Source organism: Streptomyces sp. CB01373, from assembly GCF_002803075.1.
Lineage (GTDB): Bacteria > Actinomycetota > Actinomycetes > Streptomycetales > Streptomycetaceae > Streptomyces.
In genome coordinates, this window is record NZ_NNBK01000017.1 from 63,978 (window position 1) to 82,636 (window position 18,659).

General features: G+C 74.5%; 19 protein-coding genes and 1 pseudogene. 11 read left to right on the forward strand and 9 right to left on the reverse strand.

Translation table 11 applies throughout. The features are described from left to right. Positions 1 to 20: 20 nt before the first annotated feature. Positions 21 to 881, reverse strand: a complete 861-nt coding sequence (locus CG719_RS26445) for a universal stress protein (protein WP_100571191.1) — start codon at positions 879 to 881, stop codon at positions 21 to 23. Positions 882 to 1,045: 164 nt separating this feature from the next. Between CG719_RS26445 and CG719_RS26450 the strand changes: the two genes are divergently transcribed. Then, complete coding sequence (locus CG719_RS26450; protein ID WP_100571192.1) at positions 1,046 to 2,800, forward strand: sensor histidine kinase; 1,755 nt, start codon at positions 1,046 to 1,048, stop codon at positions 2,798 to 2,800. An 82-nt stretch (positions 2,801 to 2,882) separates the two neighbouring features. Here the strand turns inward: CG719_RS26450 and CG719_RS26455 are convergent, their stop codons facing one another. Continuing rightward, entirely contained in the window at positions 2,883 to 3,353 is a 471-nt protein-coding gene (locus CG719_RS26455) for a universal stress protein (RefSeq protein WP_100571193.1), read from the reverse strand. Between the two features lie 245 nt (positions 3,354 to 3,598). Between CG719_RS26455 and CG719_RS26460 the strand changes: the two genes are divergently transcribed. The 3 genes from CG719_RS26460 to CG719_RS26470 all read left to right on the forward strand — a co-directional run bounded on the left by CG719_RS26460 (position 3,599) and on the right by CG719_RS26470 (position 6,563). Beyond that, complete coding sequence (locus CG719_RS26460; RefSeq protein WP_100571194.1) at positions 3,599 to 4,504, forward strand: universal stress protein; 906 nt, start codon at positions 3,599 to 3,601, stop codon at positions 4,502 to 4,504. 164 nt (positions 4,505 to 4,668) lie between these two features. Continuing rightward, entirely contained in the window at positions 4,669 to 5,691 is a 1,023-nt protein-coding gene (gene adhP / locus CG719_RS26465; RefSeq protein WP_100571195.1) for an alcohol dehydrogenase AdhP, read from the forward strand. A gap of 5 nt (positions 5,692 to 5,696) precedes the next feature. After that, positions 5,697 to 6,563, forward strand: a complete 867-nt coding sequence (locus tag CG719_RS26470; RefSeq protein ID WP_100571196.1) for a universal stress protein — start codon at positions 5,697 to 5,699, stop codon at positions 6,561 to 6,563. Positions 6,564 to 6,565: 2 nt separating this feature from the next. Here CG719_RS26470 and ppk2 read toward each other — a convergent pair whose 3' ends face one another. The 4 genes and pseudogenes from ppk2 to CG719_RS26490 form a co-directional block, all read right to left on the reverse strand. Next, a complete protein-coding gene (gene ppk2 / locus CG719_RS26475) occupies positions 6,566 to 7,369 on the reverse strand; it encodes a polyphosphate kinase 2 (protein WP_100571197.1) in 804 nt (267 codons plus the stop codon). Between the two features lie 67 nt (positions 7,370 to 7,436). Next, on the reverse strand, positions 7,437 to 8,786 hold the full coding sequence (locus tag CG719_RS26480) for a phosphoribosyltransferase family protein (RefSeq protein WP_100571198.1): 1,350 nt from the start codon (positions 8,784 to 8,786) through the stop codon (positions 7,437 to 7,439). Between the two features lie 115 nt (positions 8,787 to 8,901). After that, positions 8,902 to 9,306: pseudogene (locus tag CG719_RS26485) on the reverse strand (Rv1733c family protein); the annotation flags it as partial. A gap of 84 nt (positions 9,307 to 9,390) precedes the next feature. After that, positions 9,391 to 9,789 (reverse strand): STAS domain-containing protein, encoded by a 399-nt coding sequence (locus CG719_RS26490; protein ID WP_100571200.1) that lies wholly within the window; start codon positions 9,787 to 9,789, stop codon positions 9,391 to 9,393. Between the two features lie 362 nt (positions 9,790 to 10,151). On the opposite strand from CG719_RS26490, the gene CG719_RS26495 reads away from it, so the two are divergent. The 6 genes from CG719_RS26495 (at position 10,152) to CG719_RS26520 (ending at position 16,097) form a co-directional block, all read left to right on the forward strand. Next, positions 10,152 to 11,222, forward strand: coding sequence for an alcohol dehydrogenase catalytic domain-containing protein (locus tag CG719_RS26495; protein WP_100571308.1), 1,071 nt, complete (start codon positions 10,152 to 10,154; stop codon positions 11,220 to 11,222). A gap of 160 nt (positions 11,223 to 11,382) precedes the next feature. Further along, entirely contained in the window at positions 11,383 to 11,823 is a 441-nt protein-coding gene (locus CG719_RS26500) for a pyridoxamine 5'-phosphate oxidase family protein (protein ID WP_100571201.1), read from the forward strand. 77 nt (positions 11,824 to 11,900) lie between these two features. Further along, positions 11,901 to 12,641, forward strand: a complete 741-nt coding sequence (locus CG719_RS26505) for a CBS domain-containing protein (RefSeq protein WP_100571202.1) — start codon at positions 11,901 to 11,903, stop codon at positions 12,639 to 12,641. A 129-nt stretch (positions 12,642 to 12,770) separates the two neighbouring features. Then, positions 12,771 to 13,646, forward strand: coding sequence for a universal stress protein (locus CG719_RS26510; RefSeq protein WP_100571203.1), 876 nt, complete (start codon positions 12,771 to 12,773; stop codon positions 13,644 to 13,646). 206 nt (positions 13,647 to 13,852) lie between these two features. Then, positions 13,853 to 15,238, forward strand: coding sequence for an MBL fold metallo-hydrolase (locus CG719_RS26515; RefSeq protein WP_100571204.1), 1,386 nt, complete (start codon positions 13,853 to 13,855; stop codon positions 15,236 to 15,238). Positions 15,239 to 15,350: 112 nt separating this feature from the next. Further along, positions 15,351 to 16,097, forward strand: coding sequence for a sulfite exporter TauE/SafE family protein (locus CG719_RS26520; protein ID WP_100571205.1), 747 nt, complete (start codon positions 15,351 to 15,353; stop codon positions 16,095 to 16,097). 36 nt (positions 16,098 to 16,133) lie between these two features. Here the strand turns inward: CG719_RS26520 and CG719_RS26525 are convergent, their stop codons facing one another. After that, complete coding sequence (locus CG719_RS26525; protein WP_100571206.1) at positions 16,134 to 16,421, reverse strand: metal-sensitive transcriptional regulator; 288 nt, start codon at positions 16,419 to 16,421, stop codon at positions 16,134 to 16,136. A gap of 93 nt (positions 16,422 to 16,514) precedes the next feature. Here CG719_RS26525 and CG719_RS26530 point away from each other — a divergent pair, with 93 nt between their 5' ends. Then, a complete protein-coding gene (locus CG719_RS26530) occupies positions 16,515 to 17,102 on the forward strand; it encodes a rhodanese-like domain-containing protein (protein ID WP_100571207.1) in 588 nt (195 codons plus the stop codon). 106 nt (positions 17,103 to 17,208) lie between these two features. Here the strand turns inward: CG719_RS26530 and CG719_RS26535 are convergent, their stop codons facing one another. Together CG719_RS26535 and CG719_RS26540 are read right to left on the reverse strand one after the other, a co-directional pair. Next, a complete protein-coding gene (locus tag CG719_RS26535; RefSeq protein ID WP_234375774.1) occupies positions 17,209 to 18,015 on the reverse strand; it encodes a YihY/virulence factor BrkB family protein in 807 nt (268 codons plus the stop codon). A 361-nt stretch (positions 18,016 to 18,376) separates the two neighbouring features. Next, entirely contained in the window at positions 18,377 to 18,610 is a 234-nt protein-coding gene (locus CG719_RS26540; protein WP_100571208.1) for a hypothetical protein, read from the reverse strand. Positions 18,611 to 18,659 lie beyond the last annotated feature (49 nt).

Genomic DNA, 18,659 nt, shown 5'->3' on the forward strand with positions numbered 1-18,659 from the left:
GTGCGGTCACCGTATGTGCGTCAGCCGTGGGGCACGACGGCCACCGGGCAGTGGGAGTGGTGGAGCACGGCGTGGGCCACGGGACCCAGCCGCTGCTCGGCCGCCCGCGGGCTCGTACGCCGGCCGACGACGAGCAGGCCCGCCCGCTGCGAGGCGTGCACCAGCGCGTGGGCCGGGTGGAGCAGGACGACGTCGGGCAGCACGGAGACGTCCGGATACCTCTCCCGCGGCTCCCGGAGCACGTCGGACAGCCGCTGGACCTCCTCGTCCTCCCACGCCGCCCGGTCCTCCTCGGGTACCGCGAGCGCGGTCCACGGCGGAGCGCCGGTGAGGGCCCACGCGTGCACGGCTCGCAGCCTGTCCGTATGGAGCCGAGCCGCGTCGAAGGCGAACTCCACGGGGGGCTCGGCCGCCCTGCGGGCGTCGACTCCCACGGCCACCTCCGCCTCGTGCCGTGCGGCGGCGGGCGGCCGGGGCACGACCACCACGGGACAGGGCGCGCGGCTCGCCGCCGCCAGCGCAGTCGAGCCCACCACGAGACCGTCGAATCCGCCGTCCCCGCGCGCCCCGACGACGAGGAGCTCGGCCGTCCGGGCGGCGGAGAGCAGGGCGGCCGGGGCCGAGCCGGTCACCTGCACGCTGCTCATCGCCACACCGGGACGCCTCGCCGCGAGAGCGGCCTCGGCGCGCCCAAGCACCTCCTCGCCGGACCGCTGCCAGGAAAGGGCGAACGCCGGTTCGGCTATGCCGTCGGCGGGGTCGGGAACGGCGAGAACCAGCCGTAGTTCCAGACCGCGGCGGCCCGCCTCCTCGGCCGCCCACTCGCCCGCGACGAGGCTCTCCCGGGACGCGTCGATCCCGGCCATGAGGAAACGGGTCATCCGGTCCTCCCCTGGGGCACAGAGGACCATTGTGGACGGGCCGTCATCGCGGCACCAGTGGAACCGGCCGGGCTCCCGGTGCCCTGGCCTGCCGGGGCCGTTAATGTGGCTGGCAGGTGGGTGAGAGGGCTTTCGGTGGTGCGCGGGGTTTGGAGGGTTCGCCGGTGAGTGGTTCCGGGGAGTCGGTGGAGGCCCGTGTGCGGCTGCCGCAGTTGCGGTTGGACGAGTTGCTGGGGGAGTTGCAGGCGCGTCTCGACGCGGCGCGCAGTACCCGGGACCGGGTGCACAGTCTGCTGGAGGCGGTGCTCGCGGTCGGCCGGGAGCTGGACCTGGAGCAGGTGCTGTACAGCATCGTGGACGCCGCGGCGACGCTGGTGGACGCCGAGTACGCGGCGCTGGGCGTGATCGGCCCGGACGGCAGGCGGCTGTCGGCGTTCCACACCGTCGGGGTGAGCGAGGAGGGGATCGCGCGGATCGGCCCGTTCCCCGAAGGGCACGGCATCCTGGGCGAGCTGATCCGGCATCCGGAACCGCTGCGGCTGACGAAGCTGTCGGAACATGCGGCGTCGTACGGCTTCCCCGAGCACCATCCGCCGATGAACACGTTCCTCGGCGTTCCGATCCGGGTGCGGGACCAGGTCTTCGGCAATCTGTACCTGACCGAGAAGCGCGGCGGTCTGGAGTTCGACGAGGACGACGAGTCGGTGCTGGCCACGCTGGCGGTGGCGGCGGGCGTGGCGATCGACAACGCGCGGCTGTACGAGGAGTCACGGCTGCGGGAGCGCTGGCTGCGCGCGATGGCGGAGATCACGCAGAACCTGATGTCGGGTGCCGACCAGGCGGAGGTCCTGGGGCTGATAGCCGAGCGCGCGCGGGAGATCACCGGGGCGGCGCTGGCGGCGATGTCGACGCCGGTGAAGGAGACCGGGACGCTGAGCGTGGAGCTGGCGATCGGCCAGGAGGCGGAGGCGCACCGGGGTCTGGTGCTGCCGGTGGAGGGCACGCTGACCGGGGAGGCGTTCACCGGCGGGGTACCGGTGAGCAGCCCGGACATCTCGCGTGACCCGCGGGTGACGGCGGGTCCGCCCCGGTTCGCGGGCCTGGGTCCCGCGGTGGCGGTGCCGGTAGGGGGCCCGGGCGATCACGTGCGCGGGGTGGTCCTGCTCGTACGGGAGGCCGGCGCGAACGACTTCTCCAGCAAGGAGCTGGAGCTGCTGAAGGGATTCGCGGCGCAGGCCGCCGTGGCGATGGAGCTGGCCGGGCGGCGGCGGGACGCGGAGCAGATCGCGCTGCTGGAGGACCGCGACCGGATCGCCCGGGACCTGCACGACCTCGCCATCCAGCGGTTGTTCGCGACGGGCATGACCCTGCAGAGCGCGGGCCGGTTCATCGACCATCCGGGGGCCAAGGAGCGGGTGCTGCGGGCGGTCGACGACCTGGACGAGACGATCAAGATCGTCAGGTCGACGATCTTCGGTCTGCGGGCGCACGACGAGGAGGCGGGCGCCGGACTGCGGACGCGGGCGGTGCAGGTGGTCGGAAAGGCCGCGCCGGTGCTCGGGTTCGCACCCGGGGTGCGGATGGAGGGGCTGCTGGACACCCATGTGTCGCGGGAGACCGCGGACGAGGTGGTGGCGGTGCTGTCCGAGGCGCTGACGAACATCGCCCGGCACGCGCACGCCGACCGTGCGGAGGTGGCGCTGGAGACCGACGGCCGCAGCGTACGGCTGACGGTCACGGACAACGGCGTGGGGATCCCCGCCGAGGGCCGCCGCAGCGGACTGTCCAACATGGCCGAACGGGCCCGCCGGCTGGACGGCGGCCTGGAGTGGACCACACCCGAGGGCGGGGGCACGAGGCTGGTCTGGCACGTGCCCGTGGGCTCCGCGGAGGCCGCGCGGTCCTCGTCGAAGGCGTGACCGGGGCGGAGTCGAGGGAGTGACCGGGGTTTCACCCGGGCAGTGACCGGCGCCGGGGCGCACCGTACGGACGTGGGACGGATCAGCCGGGCCGGCCGTGGTCCGGGCGTACCTCGTGGTCAGGGCGCACCACGACCACCGGGCAGGCCGCGTGCTGGGCGCAGCGCTGGCTGACCGAGCCCAGCATCGCGCGGGCGAAGCCGCCGCGACCCCGGCTGCCCACGACGAGGACGTCCGCCCCCGCCGAGGCGCGGATCAGCACCTCCGACGGATCGCCCTCGACCAGGTACTCGACCAAGTGCGCCGGCCGGTCGTCGCCGAAGACACCCCGCAGACCCTGCGCGAAGCGCTCCCGGGCCTGCTCCAGGTCGAACTCGGGATCGATCGCGGGGCCGGTCCAGCCGATGGCCGACGGCGTGTCCCAGGCGTGGATCGCCTCCATGACACCGCCGACGAGCCGCGCGTATTCCGCCGCCCAGCGCAGCGCCGCGCACGAGGACGGCGAACCGTCCACGCCCACGACCACCCGGCGTCGCGGTGCGGAAGGCTGCATGGCCACCTCACTGAGCAGTCGTTGTGCCTACGTCCACGCTGCCCGGCCCGAGGCGACCGTGCCAGCCGGGGACCGGCCCGGTCAGGGGGCCGGTCGGCCCTGGTGCGGGACCAGCGGCCCATGGCCGCCGCGCCGGCCGACGGCGATTCTCGGAGGCAGATCAACAGATCAGCGGACCAACGGATCAACAGATCAGCGGATCAATGAAGTTCCCGTCGCGGCAGCGCCGCAGGAGGTGGCAGTCCATGCCTCGCACCGTCACTGTCGGTCTCGACGGCTCACCCGAGAGCCGGGCCGCCGCCGAATGGGCGGCGCGGGAGGCCGCGATGCTCGGGCTGCCGGTCCGGCTCGTCCATGTGGGGGAGCCGGTGCCCGAGCCCCTGGCGCAGGCACCGCTGCTCGGTGCGGAGGCGCGTCGGCACTGGACCGAGAGGGTGCTCCGCGAGGCCGCCGAAGGACTGCGGTTGCGCCATCCGGGTGTCGAGGTGCGTGCCGAGCACCTGTCGGGCCGTCCCGCCGAGGTGCTCACCGAGGAGGCGGCCGGCGCCGAAGTGCTCGTGCTCGGCTCGCGCGCCCTCGGCAGGGTCGGCGGCTTCCTGGTCGGCTCGGCCGGGCTGTCCGTCCTGGCGCACGCCGAGCGTCCCGTCGTGCTGGTACGGGCCGGGGAGCAGGCCGCCGACGAGCACGAGACGGACCGGGCGGGCCTCCCCTCCGCCGCGGCCGCCCGCCGGCCCGTCGTCCTGGGCCTCGACACCGCGCACCCGGACGAGGACCTGATCCGGTTCGCCTTCGAGGCGGCCGCCCGCCGCGGTACGTCGCTGCGCGTCGTGCACGGCTGGTACCCGCCGCTGTACTACGGCTACGGCGTGCCCGCCGACGCCGAACTGCTCACCTCGCCCGCGGTGGCCGAGGCCGCCGCACTGACCGAGGCGTTGTGCCCCTGGCGGCGGAAGTACCCGGACGTCGAAATCGTCGAGGTCTCCCGCCCCGGCAGCGCCGCGGAACTGCTCGTCGACGCCTCCCGCGCGGCATCCCTCGTCGTGGTGGGCCGGCGCGTGCGCCGCAGCCCCCTGGGCGCCCGCGTCGGGCACGTCACCCACGCCGTCCTGCACCACGCCGCCGCCCCTGTCGCGGTCGTCGCCCACCCCTGACCGCCACCCGAGCACGGCCCCTGACCGACGTACCCCGAGCACGGCCCCCGACCGTCACCGAGTAACCGCCCCCCGACCAGCACGAGCACCGGCCCGCACGAGCACCGGCACCACGAGCACCCGCGCACCGAACACCACAGGACCCCATCCGAGGAGTGAGGATCATGAAGGCTGCGGTCGTACGGACCTTCGGCGAACCCCTGGTCATCGAGGAGCGCCCGGACCCCGAGCCAGGACCCGGCCGGGTGCGCGTCCGCGTCGAGGCCTGCGGCCTGTGCCACACCGACATCCACGCCGCCCACGGCGACTGGCCGGTCAGGCCCGACCCGCCGTTCGTGCCCGGCCACGAGGGCGTCGGCCTCGTGGAGAAACTCGGTGAGGGCGTCACCCACCTGGCCGTGGGGCAGCGGGTGGCCGTGCCGTGGCTCGGCCACGCCTGCGGTCGCTGCGAGCACTGCCTGTCCGGCTGGGAGACGCTGTGCGAGCAGCAGATCAACACCGGATACGGCTGCGACGGCGGCTACGCCGAGAAGATGACGGCCTGGGCGGACTTCGCACAGCCGGTGCCCGACGGTGTCTCCCCCCTCGACGCGGCCCCGCTGACCTGCGCGGGCGTCACCACGTACAAGGCACTCAAGGTCGCCGGCGTCCGGCCGGCCCAGCTCGTGGCGATCTCCGGGGTCGGTGGACTCGGCCACCTGGCCGTGCAGTACGCCAAGATCGCCGGCGCCCGTGTCGCCGCGATCGACGTCACCGACGACAAGCTCGAACTCGCCGCCGAACTCGGCGCGGACATCCTCATCGACGCCCGCACCCAGGACGTCGGCCGGGAGCTCAAACGGTACGGCGGCGCCCACGCGGCCATCGCCCTCGCGGTGAACGAGGCCGCCTTCGAGGCGGTCGCCTCCGGGTTGCGGCGCGGCGGCAGGCTCGTCATGGTGGCCCTGCCCGCGCAGGGCACCGTCCGAGTGCCGATCTTCGACACCGTGCTCGGCGGCACCTCCGTGATCGGCTCGATCGTCGGCACCCGGCAGGACCTCGCAGAGGTCTTCCAACTGCACGCGGAGGGCCGCACCCGGGTCATCCGGGAGAGCCGACCGCTCGGCGCCGTGAACGAGTCCATCGACGAGGTGCTGCGCGGTCAGGTCAAGGCCCGCATCGTGTTCGACCTCGGAGAGGGAGGCTGAGGACCATGGATCTGCCGCTGGTCGTCGGAGTCGACGGTTCCGAATCCAGCCTGCGGGCCGCCGACTGGGCTGCCGACGAGGCCGCCCTGCGCGCGGTGCCGCTGCGGGTCGTGTACGCCTCGCTCTGGGAGCGCTACGAGGGCGCCGCGCTCGCACGCGAACTCGGCAAGCCGGACGGCCAGGTGGAGGCCGAGGAGGTGGTCGCGGCCGCCGCCCGGCGCGCCCGCGCCCGCCATCCCGGCCTGCCGATCAGCAGGGCCGCGCTGCCCGAGGCGCCCGAGTACGCGCTGGTGCGGGAGGGCAAGAACGCCTCCGTCCTGGTCGTGGGCGCCCGCGGCCGCAGCCCGGTCGTCGATCTGCTGCTGGGCTCCGTCAGCCTGTGGGTGGCCGCGCATGCCGACTGCCCGGTGATCGTGATCCGCGGCAGCCACGACAACCAGGCCCGCGTCCCGGTGAACGGCCGTGTCGTCGTCGGCGTCGGGGACCGGTCGGCGGCGGCGGTGCGCTTCGCCGCCGAGGAGGCCCTGCGCCGCGCGGCCGAACTGGAGGCCGTACGGGCCTGGCGGTGCCCCGCGCACGAGGCCCTCGACCATCCGCTGATCGGCGGGGAGCCCGAGCGGGTGTACGAGGAGCGGGCCGTCGACGACCTGGAGTCGGCGCTGCGGGACGTGCCGCCGGAGGTGAAGGTACGCCGGCGCACCGCGGAGGGAACCGCCCGCCGGGTGCTGCTGGACGCCTCGCCGGGCGCGGACCTGCTCGTGGTCGGAACCCGGCGCCGGTCGGGACGGTTCGGGCTCCAGCTCGGCCGGGTCGCCCACACCGCCCTGCACCACTCGGCCTGTCCGGTGGCCGTGGTGCCCGAACGGGCGTGAGGTCACAGGTCTGCCGTGCGGTCGGGGACGTAGGTCTGAAGATCGCGCGGCGGCCGCTCGTAGCCGGTCGGCGCCGGCCGCTCGGGCAGCCGCAGCGCCGTCGGTGAGACCTCGTGGTACGGCATGGTGCTGAGCAGATGGGCGATCATGTTCAGCCGGGCGCGGCGCTTGTCGTCGCTCTCCACGACGTACCACGGGGCCTCGGAGATGTCCGTGTGCACCATCATCTCGTCCTTGGCCCGCGAGTACGCCTCCCAGTGCGTGATGGACTCCAGATCCATCGGCGACAGCTTCCAGTGTCGCAGCGGGTCCTCCAGACGGCGCTGGAAACGTTCCTGCTGGACGGCGTCGCTCACCGAGAACCAGTACTTGCGCAGCAGGACCCCGTCCTCCACCAGCATGCGCTCGAAGATGGGGCACTGGCGCAGGAACCTCTGGTGCTCCTCCTTGGTGCAGAAGCCCATCACATGCTCGACCCCGGCCCGGTTGTACCAGGACCGGTCGAACAGCACGATCTCCCCGGCGGCCGGCAACTGCTCGACGTACCGCTGGAAGTACCACTGGGTGCGCTGGCGCTCGGTCGGCGCGGGCAGCGCCACGATCCGGGCGATGCGCGGGTTGAGGTGCTCGGTCACCCGCTTGATGGTGCCGCCCTTGCCGGCCGCGTCCCGCCCCTCGAACACCACGACCAGCCGGGCCCCGGTGGTCCGCACCCACTCCTGGAGCTTGACCAACTCCGTCTGAAGGCGCAGGAGTTCGCTCTCGTAGGTCTTGCGCGGCAGCGCCGCCCCGTTGTCGGCCTTCACAGCAGGACACCGTACTTTCCGGCGGGCGTGGGCGCACCCGGGCGGCCGCGCGGACGACGGGCGCCGCTCACGCCGACGTCAGGGGCCTCGCCGCCCCCTCCGGCCGGGCGTGATGGGCGGTGAACCAGTCCCTGGCCAGCTCCGCCGCCGTCTCCACCGTGTCCGGCGCGGAGAACAGGTCGGTGGCGCCGGGAACGGGGACGACGCGGTGGTCGCAGCACATCCAGTCCGCCGCGAGCCGGTTGAGGCCGAGGAGCCGTGTGTCCTGGGCGCCGACGACGAACAGGCAGGGGGCGTGCACCCGGGCCAGCGCCGAGGGCTGGGCCAGGTCGGGGCGGCCGCCGAGGCAGACCACGGCACGGATGTCGTCGCCCGCCGCGGCCTCCACCGCCGCGCCGGCGCCCGTACCGGCCGCGCAGTGACTGACGGGCAGGCCGGTCTCGCGGCGCAGCCAGTCGGTGGCGGCCCGCAGCCGCCGGGCCAGCAGCACGATGTCGAAGGCGTTGTGCGGGGTGCGTTCCTCGTCCTCGGTGAGCAGGTCGATCAGCAGCGTGCCCAGGCCCGCCCGGCGCAGGACGGCGGCGACGCGCTGGTGCGGCGGGCGGTGCCGGCCGCTGCCACCGCTGAGGGCGTAGGCCACCGCCACCGGCGGCGTGGGCGGCAGGGCGAGCCGGGCGGCCAGGCGCACCGGACCGGCCGGCACCTCCACCTCCTGGTCCGGCGAGGGGGCTGCCGAGGGAGGCTCGGGGAGCGGTCCGGCGGCGTTCGTGGCGATCGCGGTGGCCGGCCGGGTCTCGGCGAGCAGCGTGGCGACCTCGGCGTCGGTGACGCGCCCGAAGTCCGTGTACCAGGCGCCGGCCGAACCGAGGTGGCGCAGCGGCTGGAGGCAGACGACCCGGTCGGCCACCGTGCGCAGATGCGGCAGTGCCGCCTCCGGTCCGACCGGGACCGCGAGGACCACCTGCCCGGCGCCGCGGGTCCGGGCCACCCGGCAGGCGGCCTCCGCGGCGGCGCCGGTCGACAGCGAGTCGTCCACGACGAGCGCGGTCCGCCCGGCCACGGGCAGCGGCGGGCGTTCGTCGCGCAAGTGCCGCAGCCGGCGCTCCAGTTCGGCGCGCTCGGCGCGTTCGACGGTTTCCCGCCCGGCGGGATCGAGGCCGCTCTCGCTCAGGACGGCCCGGTCGATGACGCGTACGCCGTTCTCACCGAGGGCGCCGAATCCGAGGTCCGGCTGCCAGGGCACGCGCAGCTTGCGCACCACGGCCAGGTCGAGCGGGGCGCCCAGGTGCCGGGCCACCTCGAAGGCCACCGGGACGCCGCCCCTTGGCACTGCGAGCACCACCACGTCCTCGTCCCGCAGGAACTCCAGGCACCGGGCCAGGCGCCGTCCGGCGTCCGCGCGGTTCTCGTAGCGCATGCGCCGCCACCTCCTCGTACGTGGTTCCGGCGGCGCGGCGGCAAACCGCCTCGAATCCATTCCAACGCTTCCGGCGTGCGCCCGCCTCCGGGGCGGGTCGCGCCGTCCTGGCGGGTCAGCTCGTCGTCCGGTCCCGGCGCGGGCCGACGAGGTCCCAGTCCGCGCCCCACAGTTCGTAGCGGCGCCGGTCCAGCCGCCGGCGGACCAGAGCCGTCGTCCCGTGGGCCGGCCCGCCGAAGGCGAGCGCCGCCGCGGTGCCGAACGGGGCGGCCTGCGCGGTCACCTCCGACGGGCCGGGCGGCTCGGCGGAGGCGGCCAGGAAGCCCCGGCCGTCCTGCCGGACGGTGACCGCCGCGCCGGCGGGCAGGTCCGTGCTCACCATGGCCTGCCCGGTGCGGGTGGTGCCGTCGGGGCCGGTCCGGCGGACCTTCGCCGGTGCCCGGCAGGTCGCGTCACCCGTCGACGCGGTCTCCGGGGCGGACGTGAGCAGCACGGCCCGCACCGGCTGCCGGTCGGCGCGCTGCCGGCGAACTCCTGGCCCGCAGCGCGCCCCGCCGCCGTACCGGCGACCACACCGCCGACCACGATGTTCTCGGCGTGTGTGTCATCCCGGTCCCGCGGCGACCACCCCCTGCGGGGGGACCGGCCCGGCGCCCGGGGACTCCCCGAACTCCGGCAGCACCTGGAAGACACCGGTCAGGCCGGTGTGCCGCAGGATCCGCCGGAAGGACGAACTGCCGCTGACCAGCCGCAGCCGGCCGCCGCGTGCCGTGACACGGTTGCGGACCCGGCACAGCAGACCGAGCCCGGCGCAGTCGATGAAAGGCACCGGCCGCAGGTCGAGCACCAGGTCCGGCCGGGGCCCGTCGGTCAGCGTGTCGAGACGCGCGGCGAGGGACAGCCTCGTGACCAGGTCGACGTCGCCGTTCAGTGTCACGACGGTCGTGGCGCCGACCGTGCGTTCCGCATGGCTGTCGGCGGGTCCGGTGGGACGTTCGGACATGCCGCCAGCCAAGCCGGTCCGGCCGGGTGCGCGGAAGGGCCGTTCGGCCCCCTCGGGGGCGGCGGAGGAACCCGTGGGCGCCCCTGCACCGCGGGTACGCGCCCCCGTGGGCGGCCGATGGGGCCGACCGGCCCATGCGGAACCCCCGGTCGTCGGAGAAGCTGAAGACGTTGGCGGTCCCGGTCAGGGTTCCGGTGCCGCGCCGAGCGCGGTCCGCGCCCACCGGCCGCGGACCGCGGGCTCCCGGCCGACCGATCAAGAAGGCCGACCGACCGGGAAGACGATCCGACCGGGAAGGCCGTTCGATGGGCCGTCCGTCCGTGAAGGCCACCGGTCCCGGAGCGAAGAGGGTGAGGTTCGGCATGAAAGGCTACGTCTTCCACGGCCCCGGGCAGTCCGCCTGGGACGAGGTCCCCGACCCGGACCTCGACGAGGCCACCGACGCCGTGGTCCGCGTCGACGCCGTGACCATCTGCGGGACCGACCTGCACATCCTCAGGGGCGACGTGCCCGAGGTCCGCCCCGGCACGGTGCTGGGGCACGAGGCCGTCGGCGAGATCGTCGAGGTCGGCGCCGAGGTGGGCAGCGTACGACCCGGCGACCGCGTCCTCGTCTCCTGCGTCACCGCCTGCGGCCGGTGCCGCTTCTGCCGCGAGGCCATGTACAGCCAGTGCCGCGGCGGCGGGGGCTGGATCCTGGGCCACCTGGTCGACGGCACCCAGGCGGAGTTCGTCCGGGTGCCCTTCGCGGACCTCTCCGTCCATCCGCTGCCCGCCGCGGTGACCGACGCGGACGCCGTGCTGCTGGCCGACGTCTTCCCCACCGCCTACGAGGTCGGAGTGCTCAACGGGCGGGTACGCCCCGGGGACACCGTGGTCGTGGTCGGCGCCGGACCCGTCGGACTCGCGGCGATCGCCACCGCCCGGCTGTTCGCGCCCGAGCGGATCATCGTGGTGGACCTGGCGGCCGCCCGTCTGGAGGCCGCCCGCAAGCTCGGCGCCGAGGCCGTCGCCGACGCGCGCGAGGCCCCCGAGCAACTGGTCGAGGACCTCACCGGAGGCCTCGGCGCCGACGTGGCCGTCGAGGCGGTGGGCGTACCGGAGACCTTCGAGCTGTGCACGCGGATGGTGCGGCCCGGAGGACACGTGGCCAACGTCGGAGTCCACGGCAAGCCCGCCACCCTGCACCTGGAAGACCTGTGGAGCAGGAACGTCACCATCACCACGGGCCTGGTCGACACCCGCTCCACGCCGACCCTGCTGCGGATGGCGGCGGCCGGCCGGCTGCCCACCTCCCAGCTCGTCACGCACACGTTCCCGATGGAGCGCATGGAGGAGGCGTACGACGTCTTCGCCCACGCCGCCGAGACGGGGGCCCTGAAGGTCGTGCTCGGCGGCCCGCGGCGCGAGGTCGTCCCGGTGCCCGCGGCCTGACGGGCCGGACGACGTGACGAGCCGGACGATGCGATGGGCCGGACGACCGGCGTGTACGCGAGGGAGAGGTGCGGACGTGCGGGCGAGGCGCTGGAGACACCCAGGAGACGCGGTGCGGAACGGCCGCACGCGCTCCGCCAGGCGGAAAGACGGATGACTGATGTATCGCAACGACGGGTTCCGTGAGCTCGGCCGGCAGGAGTGCCTTCGGTTGCTGGCCACGGTGCCGGTGGGCCGTATCGTCCACACGCGGCACGCCCTGCCCGCGGTGCTCCCGGTCAACTTCGCCCTGGACGGCGACGGCGCGGTGCTGCTGTGCACCTCGGCCACCTCCGAACTGGTCCGCGCGATCGACGGCGCGGTGGTCGCCTTCGAGGCCGACGAGGTGGACGCGGTCGCGCACTCCGGCTGGAGCGTCGTCGTCACCGGCCCCGCCTCGGCGGTCGCCGACCCGGCCGAGCACCGGCGCCTGCTCCACGGTGGTCCGCGTTCCTGGGTGCCCTCGCCTCAGGTGGTGTTCGTCCGTATCGAACCGGAACTGGTCACGGGCCGTGAACTCGTCGGCGGACGCAGCATGTACGGCCTGGACTCCGTCGTCTGACCCTCGAGTGATCCTCGACCCGCCCCCTCGTCAGCCCCTTGTCAGCTCTCTCCTCTTCGAGCCCGCCGGAGGACGCCATGCAGGGTTCCCAGTACACCGTCGGCGACGTCATGACCCCGACCGTCGTCGCCCTGGCCGGTGGAGCGATGTTCAAGGAGATCGTGCGGACCATGGAGGAGTGGGGCGTCAGCGCGATGCCCGTGCTGGACGGCCGGGGCCGGGTGCTCGGCGTCGTCTCCGAGGCCGATCTGCTGCGCAAGGAGGAGCTGCGCGAGGACGACCCGGACCTGCCCGGCGGGCCGCCTGGGCCCGTGGCCGGGCCGGGCTCGGCCAAGGCCCGGGCCGTGACCGCCGAGGAGCTGATGAACACCCCGGCCGTCACCGTCCACCCCGCCGCCACCCTGGGCCGGGCCGCCCGCCTCATGGCCCGGCACGGCGTCAAGCGCCTCCCGGTCGTCGGCGACGACGGCGTGCTCGTCGGTATCGTCAGCCGCTCCGACCTGCTCAAGGTGTTCCTCCGCGGCGACGAGGACATCGCCGCGGACGTGCGCCGTCAGATCGTCGCCGCCGGTTTTCTGACGGACTCGGTGGGCGTGGCGGTGCGCGAGGGCGTGGTCACCCTGACCGGCCGGCTCCCGGACGCCTCCCTGATCCCGCTCGTCGTCCGCCTGACGCGCACCGTCGGCGGTGTGGTGGACGTGCGGTGCGACGACCTCACGGGACCACGCCGCCGCCCCCTCCTGGAACCCGATCTGGCCCATGAGCAGCCGTCGTCCCGCGCCACGGGGACGGGAACGGGGACCGGACCCGAGACCTGACGGCAGGGGACCGACCGGCCCCCTGAACGACCGGACCGCTCTCGCGCCGTGCCGTGCCGGATGCGACGGTGAAGGTGGCGGACGCAGCCGCAGGAGGGCGGCAGCCCCCGGTGGAAGGCGGTGGGGTCGATGGAACTGCCCCTGGTGGTGGGTGTCGACGGGTCGGACCCGAGCCTGACAGCGGTGGACTGGGCGGTGGGGGAGGCCGCCCGGTTCGGACTGCCGCTGCGCCTGGTGTACGCGTCCCTGTGGGAGCGGTACGAGGGCGCGATGCCGTCGGGGACCGAGGGACGTCCCTCGGAGCAGGTGATGGCGGAGCACGTCGTCGCCTTTGCCGCGGAGCGCGCCCAGCGGCGCGACCCGGGGGTGAAGGTGTCCACGGAGGTCCTTCCGCAGGACGCGGTCACCGCCCTGCTCGGCGAGGCCGCCAACGCCTCCGTGCTGATCACCGGCTCTCGCGGGCGGGGACAGCTGAAGGGGCTGCTGCTGGGTTCGGTCGGCCTCGCCGTGGCGGCCCGGGCGCACTGCCCGGTGGTCGTGGTGCGCGGCGACCGTGCGGGCCTGGCCGGCACCCACGAGCGGATCCTGCTCGCCGCCGGCGACGCCGACACCGGGCACGAGGCCGTGCGGTTCGCGTTCCGCGAGGCCGAGGTGCGCGGCTGCGTCCTCGACGTCGTACGTGCCTGGCGGCGTCCCGTGCACGAGGGCGTCGGCAACCCGGTGCTCGCCGACGAGCCGGCCCGGCGGCAGGAGGAGCATGCCGCCGCCGTCCTCGAGGAGCTGCTGCGCGAACCGGAGGTCGAACACCCGGCGGTACGAGTGCGCCCCGCGACGGTCGAAGGTCCGGCGCACCGGGTGCTCGTGGACCGGTCGGCCGCCGCCGACCTGGTGATCGTCGGGGTACGGCGCAGGGAGGGCCACTTCGGCCTCCAGCTCGGCCGGACGGCCCACACCCTCCTGCACCACGCGCACTGCCCGGTGGCCGTCGTACCGCAGCGGGTGTGACCGCGCGGTGCCGGGCAGGCGCGCCCTGCGCGTCCTGCCGGGTGCGACGTGCGCTCCGGTGCTGCCCGACCGAACCATGTTCCCGGCCCCCTCCCGGACCCTTCCTCCCCACCGCCGGAGGCCGGAAATACCCCCGGGGGTACTCGTGCTACTGTCGGTGCGAGATACCCCCGGGGGTAATTCTTCGCTCAGGAAGGGAGCGCCCTGTGTTCTTCGTCGACACCATCGAGCTGGCAGGACTCGGCAACCGCAGCTACCTGGCCGGAGGCGGGCGCACGGCGGTGGCGGTCGACCCGCCCAGGGACGTCGACCGGGTGCTGGCGGCGGCGGCCCGGCGCGGGGTGCGCGTCGCGTACGTCGTCGAGACCCATGTCCACAACGACTACGTCTCCGGCGGCCTGGAACTCGCCCGGCTCACCGGAGCCGACTACCTCGTCCCGGAAGGCGCCCGCGTCAGCTTCGCGCGCACCCCCGTTCGCGACGGCGACACGGTGACCGTCGACGAGGACGCCCGGCTGACCCTGCACGCCCTGGCCACCCCGGGACACACCCCGCACCACACCTCGTACGTCCTGCGCGAGGCCGGCACCGCCCTCGCCGCGTTCACCGGCGGCTCGCTGCTGATCGGCACCGTCGGCCGCCCCGACCTGGTCGAACCGCGGCTGACCGAGGGCCTGGCCCGCGCCCAGCACGCCTCCGCCCACCGGCTCGCCGACGCACTGCCCGACGCCACCGCGGTGCTGCCCACCCACGGCTTCGGCAGCTTCTGCTCCTCCGGGCAGGCGGAAGGCGACAGCACGACCATCGGCCGGGAACGCGTGGTCAACGACGCGCTCACCCGCGACGTCGACGCCTTCGTGGCGGACCTGCTCGCGGGCCTGGACGACATCCCCGCGTACTACACGCACATGGGACCGGCCAACGCCGCCGGACCCGAGCCGGTCGACCTGACTCCGCCCGCCGTGGCCGACCCCGATGAGATAGCCGCCCGGCTGGCCGCGGGGGAGTGGGTCGTCGACCTGCGCAACCGGGTGGCCTTCGCCGAAGGGCACGTCACCGGGTCGTTCAACTTCGAGGCCGAGGGCAAGCTCGCCACCTACCTGGCCTGGCTGGTGCCCTGGGGCAGGCCGGTGACGCTGCTCGCCGGGACGGCCGCGCAACTGGCCGACGCGCAGCGCGAGCTGGCCAGGGTCGGCATCGACCGCCCGGCCGCCGGGGCCACCGGCGGGCCGTCCGCCTGGCTCCGCCCGGGCGAGGAGCCCGCCTCCTTCCCGCGGGCCACCTTCGCGGACCTCGCCGAGCGGCACCCGGCCAAGGGCGTCGTCGTACTGGACGTGCGGCGCGACTCCGAACGGGCCGGGGGCTTCGTCGAGAACTCGGTGCACATCCCGGTCCACGAGCTGCACCGGCGGACCGGCGAGGTCCCCGACGGCCAGGTGTGGGTGCACTGCGCGGGCGGCATGCGGGCCGCCGTGGCGGCCTCCCTGCTCGACGCGGCGGGCCGCGACGTGGTCGCGGTGGACGACGGGTTCGAGTCCGCCGAGAAGGCCGGACTCACCGTACGGACCGCACGGGAGGAACGGTGCCGATGAGTCCGGCCCGCCCCGCTCCCGCCAGGATCACCGCCCTGGAGGCCGCCACACGTACGGGCCACGCCCGGACCGGCGGCGGATCCGGCGGCCGGCGCGAGGACGGCGCGATCGCGTGAGTGCTCTGCTCCTCGCCCTGGCCGCCGGGGCCGTCGTCGGCCTGGCACTGGGCGCGCTCGGGGGTGGCGGCAGCGTCCTGGCCGTCCCCGCCCTGATCTATCTGCTCGGCTTCACCCCGGCCGCGGCCACCACCGCGAGCCTGGTCGTCGTCACCGTCACCTCGGCCACGGCGCTGGTCGCACACGCCCGCGACGGCCATGTGCGGTGGCGCACCGGCCTGTCGTTCGCCGCCGCGGGCATCGGCCCGGCCATGCTGGGCGGCGCGGTCGCCGGACGGCTGCCGGACGCCGTGCTGGCCGCCGCCTTCGCGCTCGTCGCGGCGGTCGCCGCGGCCCGGATGCTGCGCCCGCGCCCGGCGCCGGAGGGGGACCGTCCCGTACGGCACGGGCGGGCCGCGGCCACCGGCGCCGGACTCGGCGCGGTCACCGGAGTGCTGGGCGTCGGCGGCGGCTTCCTCGCCGTCCCCGCCCTGGTGGGCGCGCTCTCCCTGCGGATGCGCGAGGCCGTGGTTACCAGCCTGCTGGTCATCACCGCCAACTCCCTGGCCGCGCTGGCGCTGCGCGCCGGGACGGTCGACGGGCTCGACTGGGCGGTGATCGCGCCGTTCGCCGGTGCGGCGGTCCTCGCCGCCTGGGACGGCAGGCGGCTGGCCGCCAAGGTGTCCGGGCCGGTGTTGCAGCGGATCTTCGCCGCGACGCTGCTGGCGGTGGCGGCGTTCATGCTCGTCGACGCGGTGGCCTGATGCACGCCGGCCGGCCGGGCCCGGGACGGCCCGCTCTCACGCCAGCGACAGGAACAGCTTCTCCATGCGGGCCCGCATCTGCGCGGGGTCCTGGCCGTTGGTCCGCCCCGCCTCGATGTCGGCCACGCACTTCTGCAGGCCGGTGGCGATGATGGCGAAACCGGCGCGGTCCAGGGCGCGGGAGGCGGCGGCGAGCTGAGTCACGACCTCCTCGCAGTCGCGGCCCTCCTCGATCATCCGGATCACCCCGGAGATCTGGCCCTGCGCCCGGCGCAACCGGTTCAGCACGGCCTTGAGGTCCGCGCCCTCGAGCTCCAGTTCCACGATCACTCCTTGCGACATACCCCTGGGGGTACTGTACGTCCGTCCTCGGGACGACGTCGACCGCCCCACCGACCGGAAAGGACCCGTTCCGCCGTGACCGATCCCTCCATCCCCGTCCCCCTGGCCGTCGAGCAGGCGCGCTCACGGCTCGACGGGCTGACCGTCATCGATGTGCGCACGCCCGGCGAGTATGCCTCCGGACACCTCCCCGGCGCGCTCAACATCCCGCTGGACCGCGTCGGGCAGGCGCTGCCCGAGATACGGCACGCGGCGGAGCGCGGCGAGGTCCTCGTCGTCTGCGCCTCGGGCGCCCGCTCGGCCAAGGCCTGCGTCTACCTGGCCCGGCAGGGCGTCGCCGCCGCCACCCTCACCGGCGGCACCGGCGCCTGGGCGGCGGCGGGTCACGAGCTGCACCGGCCGACGGCCTGCGAGACCCCGGCCGGCTGGAGCATGGAACGCCAAGTGCGTTTCACCGCCGGAACGTTGGTGCTGCTCGGGCTGGCGCTCGGACTGCTCGTCCACCCGGCCTTGCTGATCCTGCCGGCGGGCGTGGCGGGCGGACTGGTCTTCTCCGCCCTCACCGACACCTGCGGTATGGCCGTCCTGCTCGGGAAGCTCCCCCACAACCGGCCGCGCGCGGCCCGGCTCGACGCGACGCTCGAGACGCTGCGGAGCAGGTGAGACCGGCGGGGCGGCCGACCGGCCGCCCCGCAGCGACTCCGCCCCGCAGCGACCGGCCACCCCCGGAGATCCGGACTCCTTCGTCGGCCCGGAGGCCGGCCCGGACTCACTCGACGGGGCCCTCCTGGTGTTCCAGCAGGTGCCCCATGCGGTCGCAGAACAGATGGCCGAACAGCGCGCCGCCGTAGACGACGAACCCCGCGCCGACCAGCCAGGACTCCACCACCAGGATGGTGCCGATGGCGCCGTAGCTGACCGCGTTGGTCACGATCAGCGGGGTGAACACCAGGAACGAGAAGGCGCGCAGGCCCACCAGGCCGACCATGGTGGCGACGGCGCCGGGGAAGAGGAGCCGCCAGCGCACCTGGCTGCCGAGCAGGAAGTGCGGGCCCCACCAGAAGAACAGCACGCCGACACCCACGCTCAGCAGCATGCGGTAGGTCCCGTCGAACACCGTCCGGGTGAGCACCTGCATGTACAGGTACACCATGAGCGCGACCAGCCAGACGGCCTGCCGCCAGATCCGGTGCCAGGGCCCGGCGGGCAGCCGCCACACCCGCTCGTAGGCGTTCTGCACGCTCGACGCGAAGGACACGCCGAACACCGCGAGCAGCACCAGGCCCCACGCGCTGGTGGTACCGGCCACCCTGCGCGCCGGGCTGAAGACCTCCGAGAGCACGTCGGCGGACCGGCCGGACAGGTCCATGCCGTCCACCAGCCACAACGCGAACCCGCCGTGGTGCAGCGGATCGAGCGCGGCGACCACGATCAGCAGCGGTGCCAGGGTGACCAGGGAGAGCGTCGCGAACCCCATCGCCCGGTGCATGAGCTCCAGCCGCTTGCCGCGCCGGTAGAGCTCAGCGGCCCACCCCAGGTGCGTCGTCGGGCGGTCGGAGGACTCCCGCTTGCTCAACTCGGCCGCCGTGAACGCCCGTCACGGTGGCCGGTGCCGCTCGACGCCGGAGGGGACGGGGTGGGACATGACATGGCGACGGCGCCTCCTCTCCGGGTCACGGGTGACCGGCGCCCGGCCCGCGCAAACCCGTCATCGCGACCCACCCGCCCAGCCGCACCATAGGCAGGCGTGAGTCCGACAGGTTCCGGGACAGGCGTGCGCGGTGCACCGCCCCTCAGCACTTCCATCGTCGCGCCGCTGCCCCGCACGGGCACACCGGGAGCACGGGCACCCCCTTCGCGCCCGGTCGTCAACGTGCCCAGGCCCCTCCCGCCCATGGACGAGAAGGGCCCTCCTTCACTGATGGCGAGGCCGGGCCTCAGCGCATCCTGGTGGTACAGACCATGTGCTCCGAGACCCAGACCCTCTTGCCGTGGCGGGTCGTGAAGTAGTGCCCCTTGACCTTGTGACAGTTGTGGTGCGCTGTCCCGTACGAGGTGGTGCTCTTGGCGGGGGCTGCCGATGCGGTGCCCACGGAGGCCACGGCGGCGCCACCCGCCATGACGCCCGCAGCGAGGCCGGTGGCCAGTGCGCGTGTGAGTCGACGTCGCATTACTGGCTCCCTTTCGCTTGGGAATCAGGTACGTTGCCCATTTTCGTCC

What these genes read in the sequence shown, in the direction of transcription:
- CG719_RS26445 (WP_100571191.1), bottom strand. Translation starts at nt 881, where the DNA reads ATGACCCGTTTCCTCATGGCCGGGATCGACGCGTCCCGGGAGAGCCTC.
- CG719_RS26455 (WP_100571193.1), bottom strand. Translation starts at nt 3,353, where the DNA reads ATGCAGCCTTCCGCACCGCGACGCCGGGTGGTCGTGGGCGTGGACGGT.
- CG719_RS26460 (WP_100571194.1), top strand. Translation starts at nt 3,599, where the DNA reads ATGCCTCGCACCGTCACTGTCGGTCTCGACGGCTCACCCGAGAGCCGG.
- adhP (WP_100571195.1), top strand. Translation starts at nt 4,669, where the DNA reads ATGAAGGCTGCGGTCGTACGGACCTTCGGCGAACCCCTGGTCATCGAG.
- CG719_RS26470 (WP_100571196.1), top strand. Translation starts at nt 5,697, where the DNA reads ATGGATCTGCCGCTGGTCGTCGGAGTCGACGGTTCCGAATCCAGCCTG.
- CG719_RS26480 (WP_100571198.1), bottom strand. Translation starts at nt 8,786, where the DNA reads ATGCGCTACGAGAACCGCGCGGACGCCGGACGGCGCCTGGCCCGGTGC.
- CG719_RS26490 (WP_100571200.1), bottom strand. Translation starts at nt 9,789, where the DNA reads ATGTCCGAACGTCCCACCGGACCCGCCGACAGCCATGCGGAACGCACG.
- CG719_RS26495 (WP_100571308.1), top strand. Translation starts at nt 10,152, where the DNA reads ATGAAAGGCTACGTCTTCCACGGCCCCGGGCAGTCCGCCTGGGACGAG.
- CG719_RS26500 (WP_100571201.1), top strand. Translation starts at nt 11,383, where the DNA reads ATGTATCGCAACGACGGGTTCCGTGAGCTCGGCCGGCAGGAGTGCCTT.
- CG719_RS26505 (WP_100571202.1), top strand. Translation starts at nt 11,901, where the DNA reads ATGCAGGGTTCCCAGTACACCGTCGGCGACGTCATGACCCCGACCGTC.
- CG719_RS26510 (WP_100571203.1), top strand. Translation starts at nt 12,771, where the DNA reads ATGGAACTGCCCCTGGTGGTGGGTGTCGACGGGTCGGACCCGAGCCTG.
- CG719_RS26540 (WP_100571208.1), bottom strand. Translation starts at nt 18,610, where the DNA reads ATGCGACGTCGACTCACACGCGCACTGGCCACCGGCCTCGCTGCGGGC.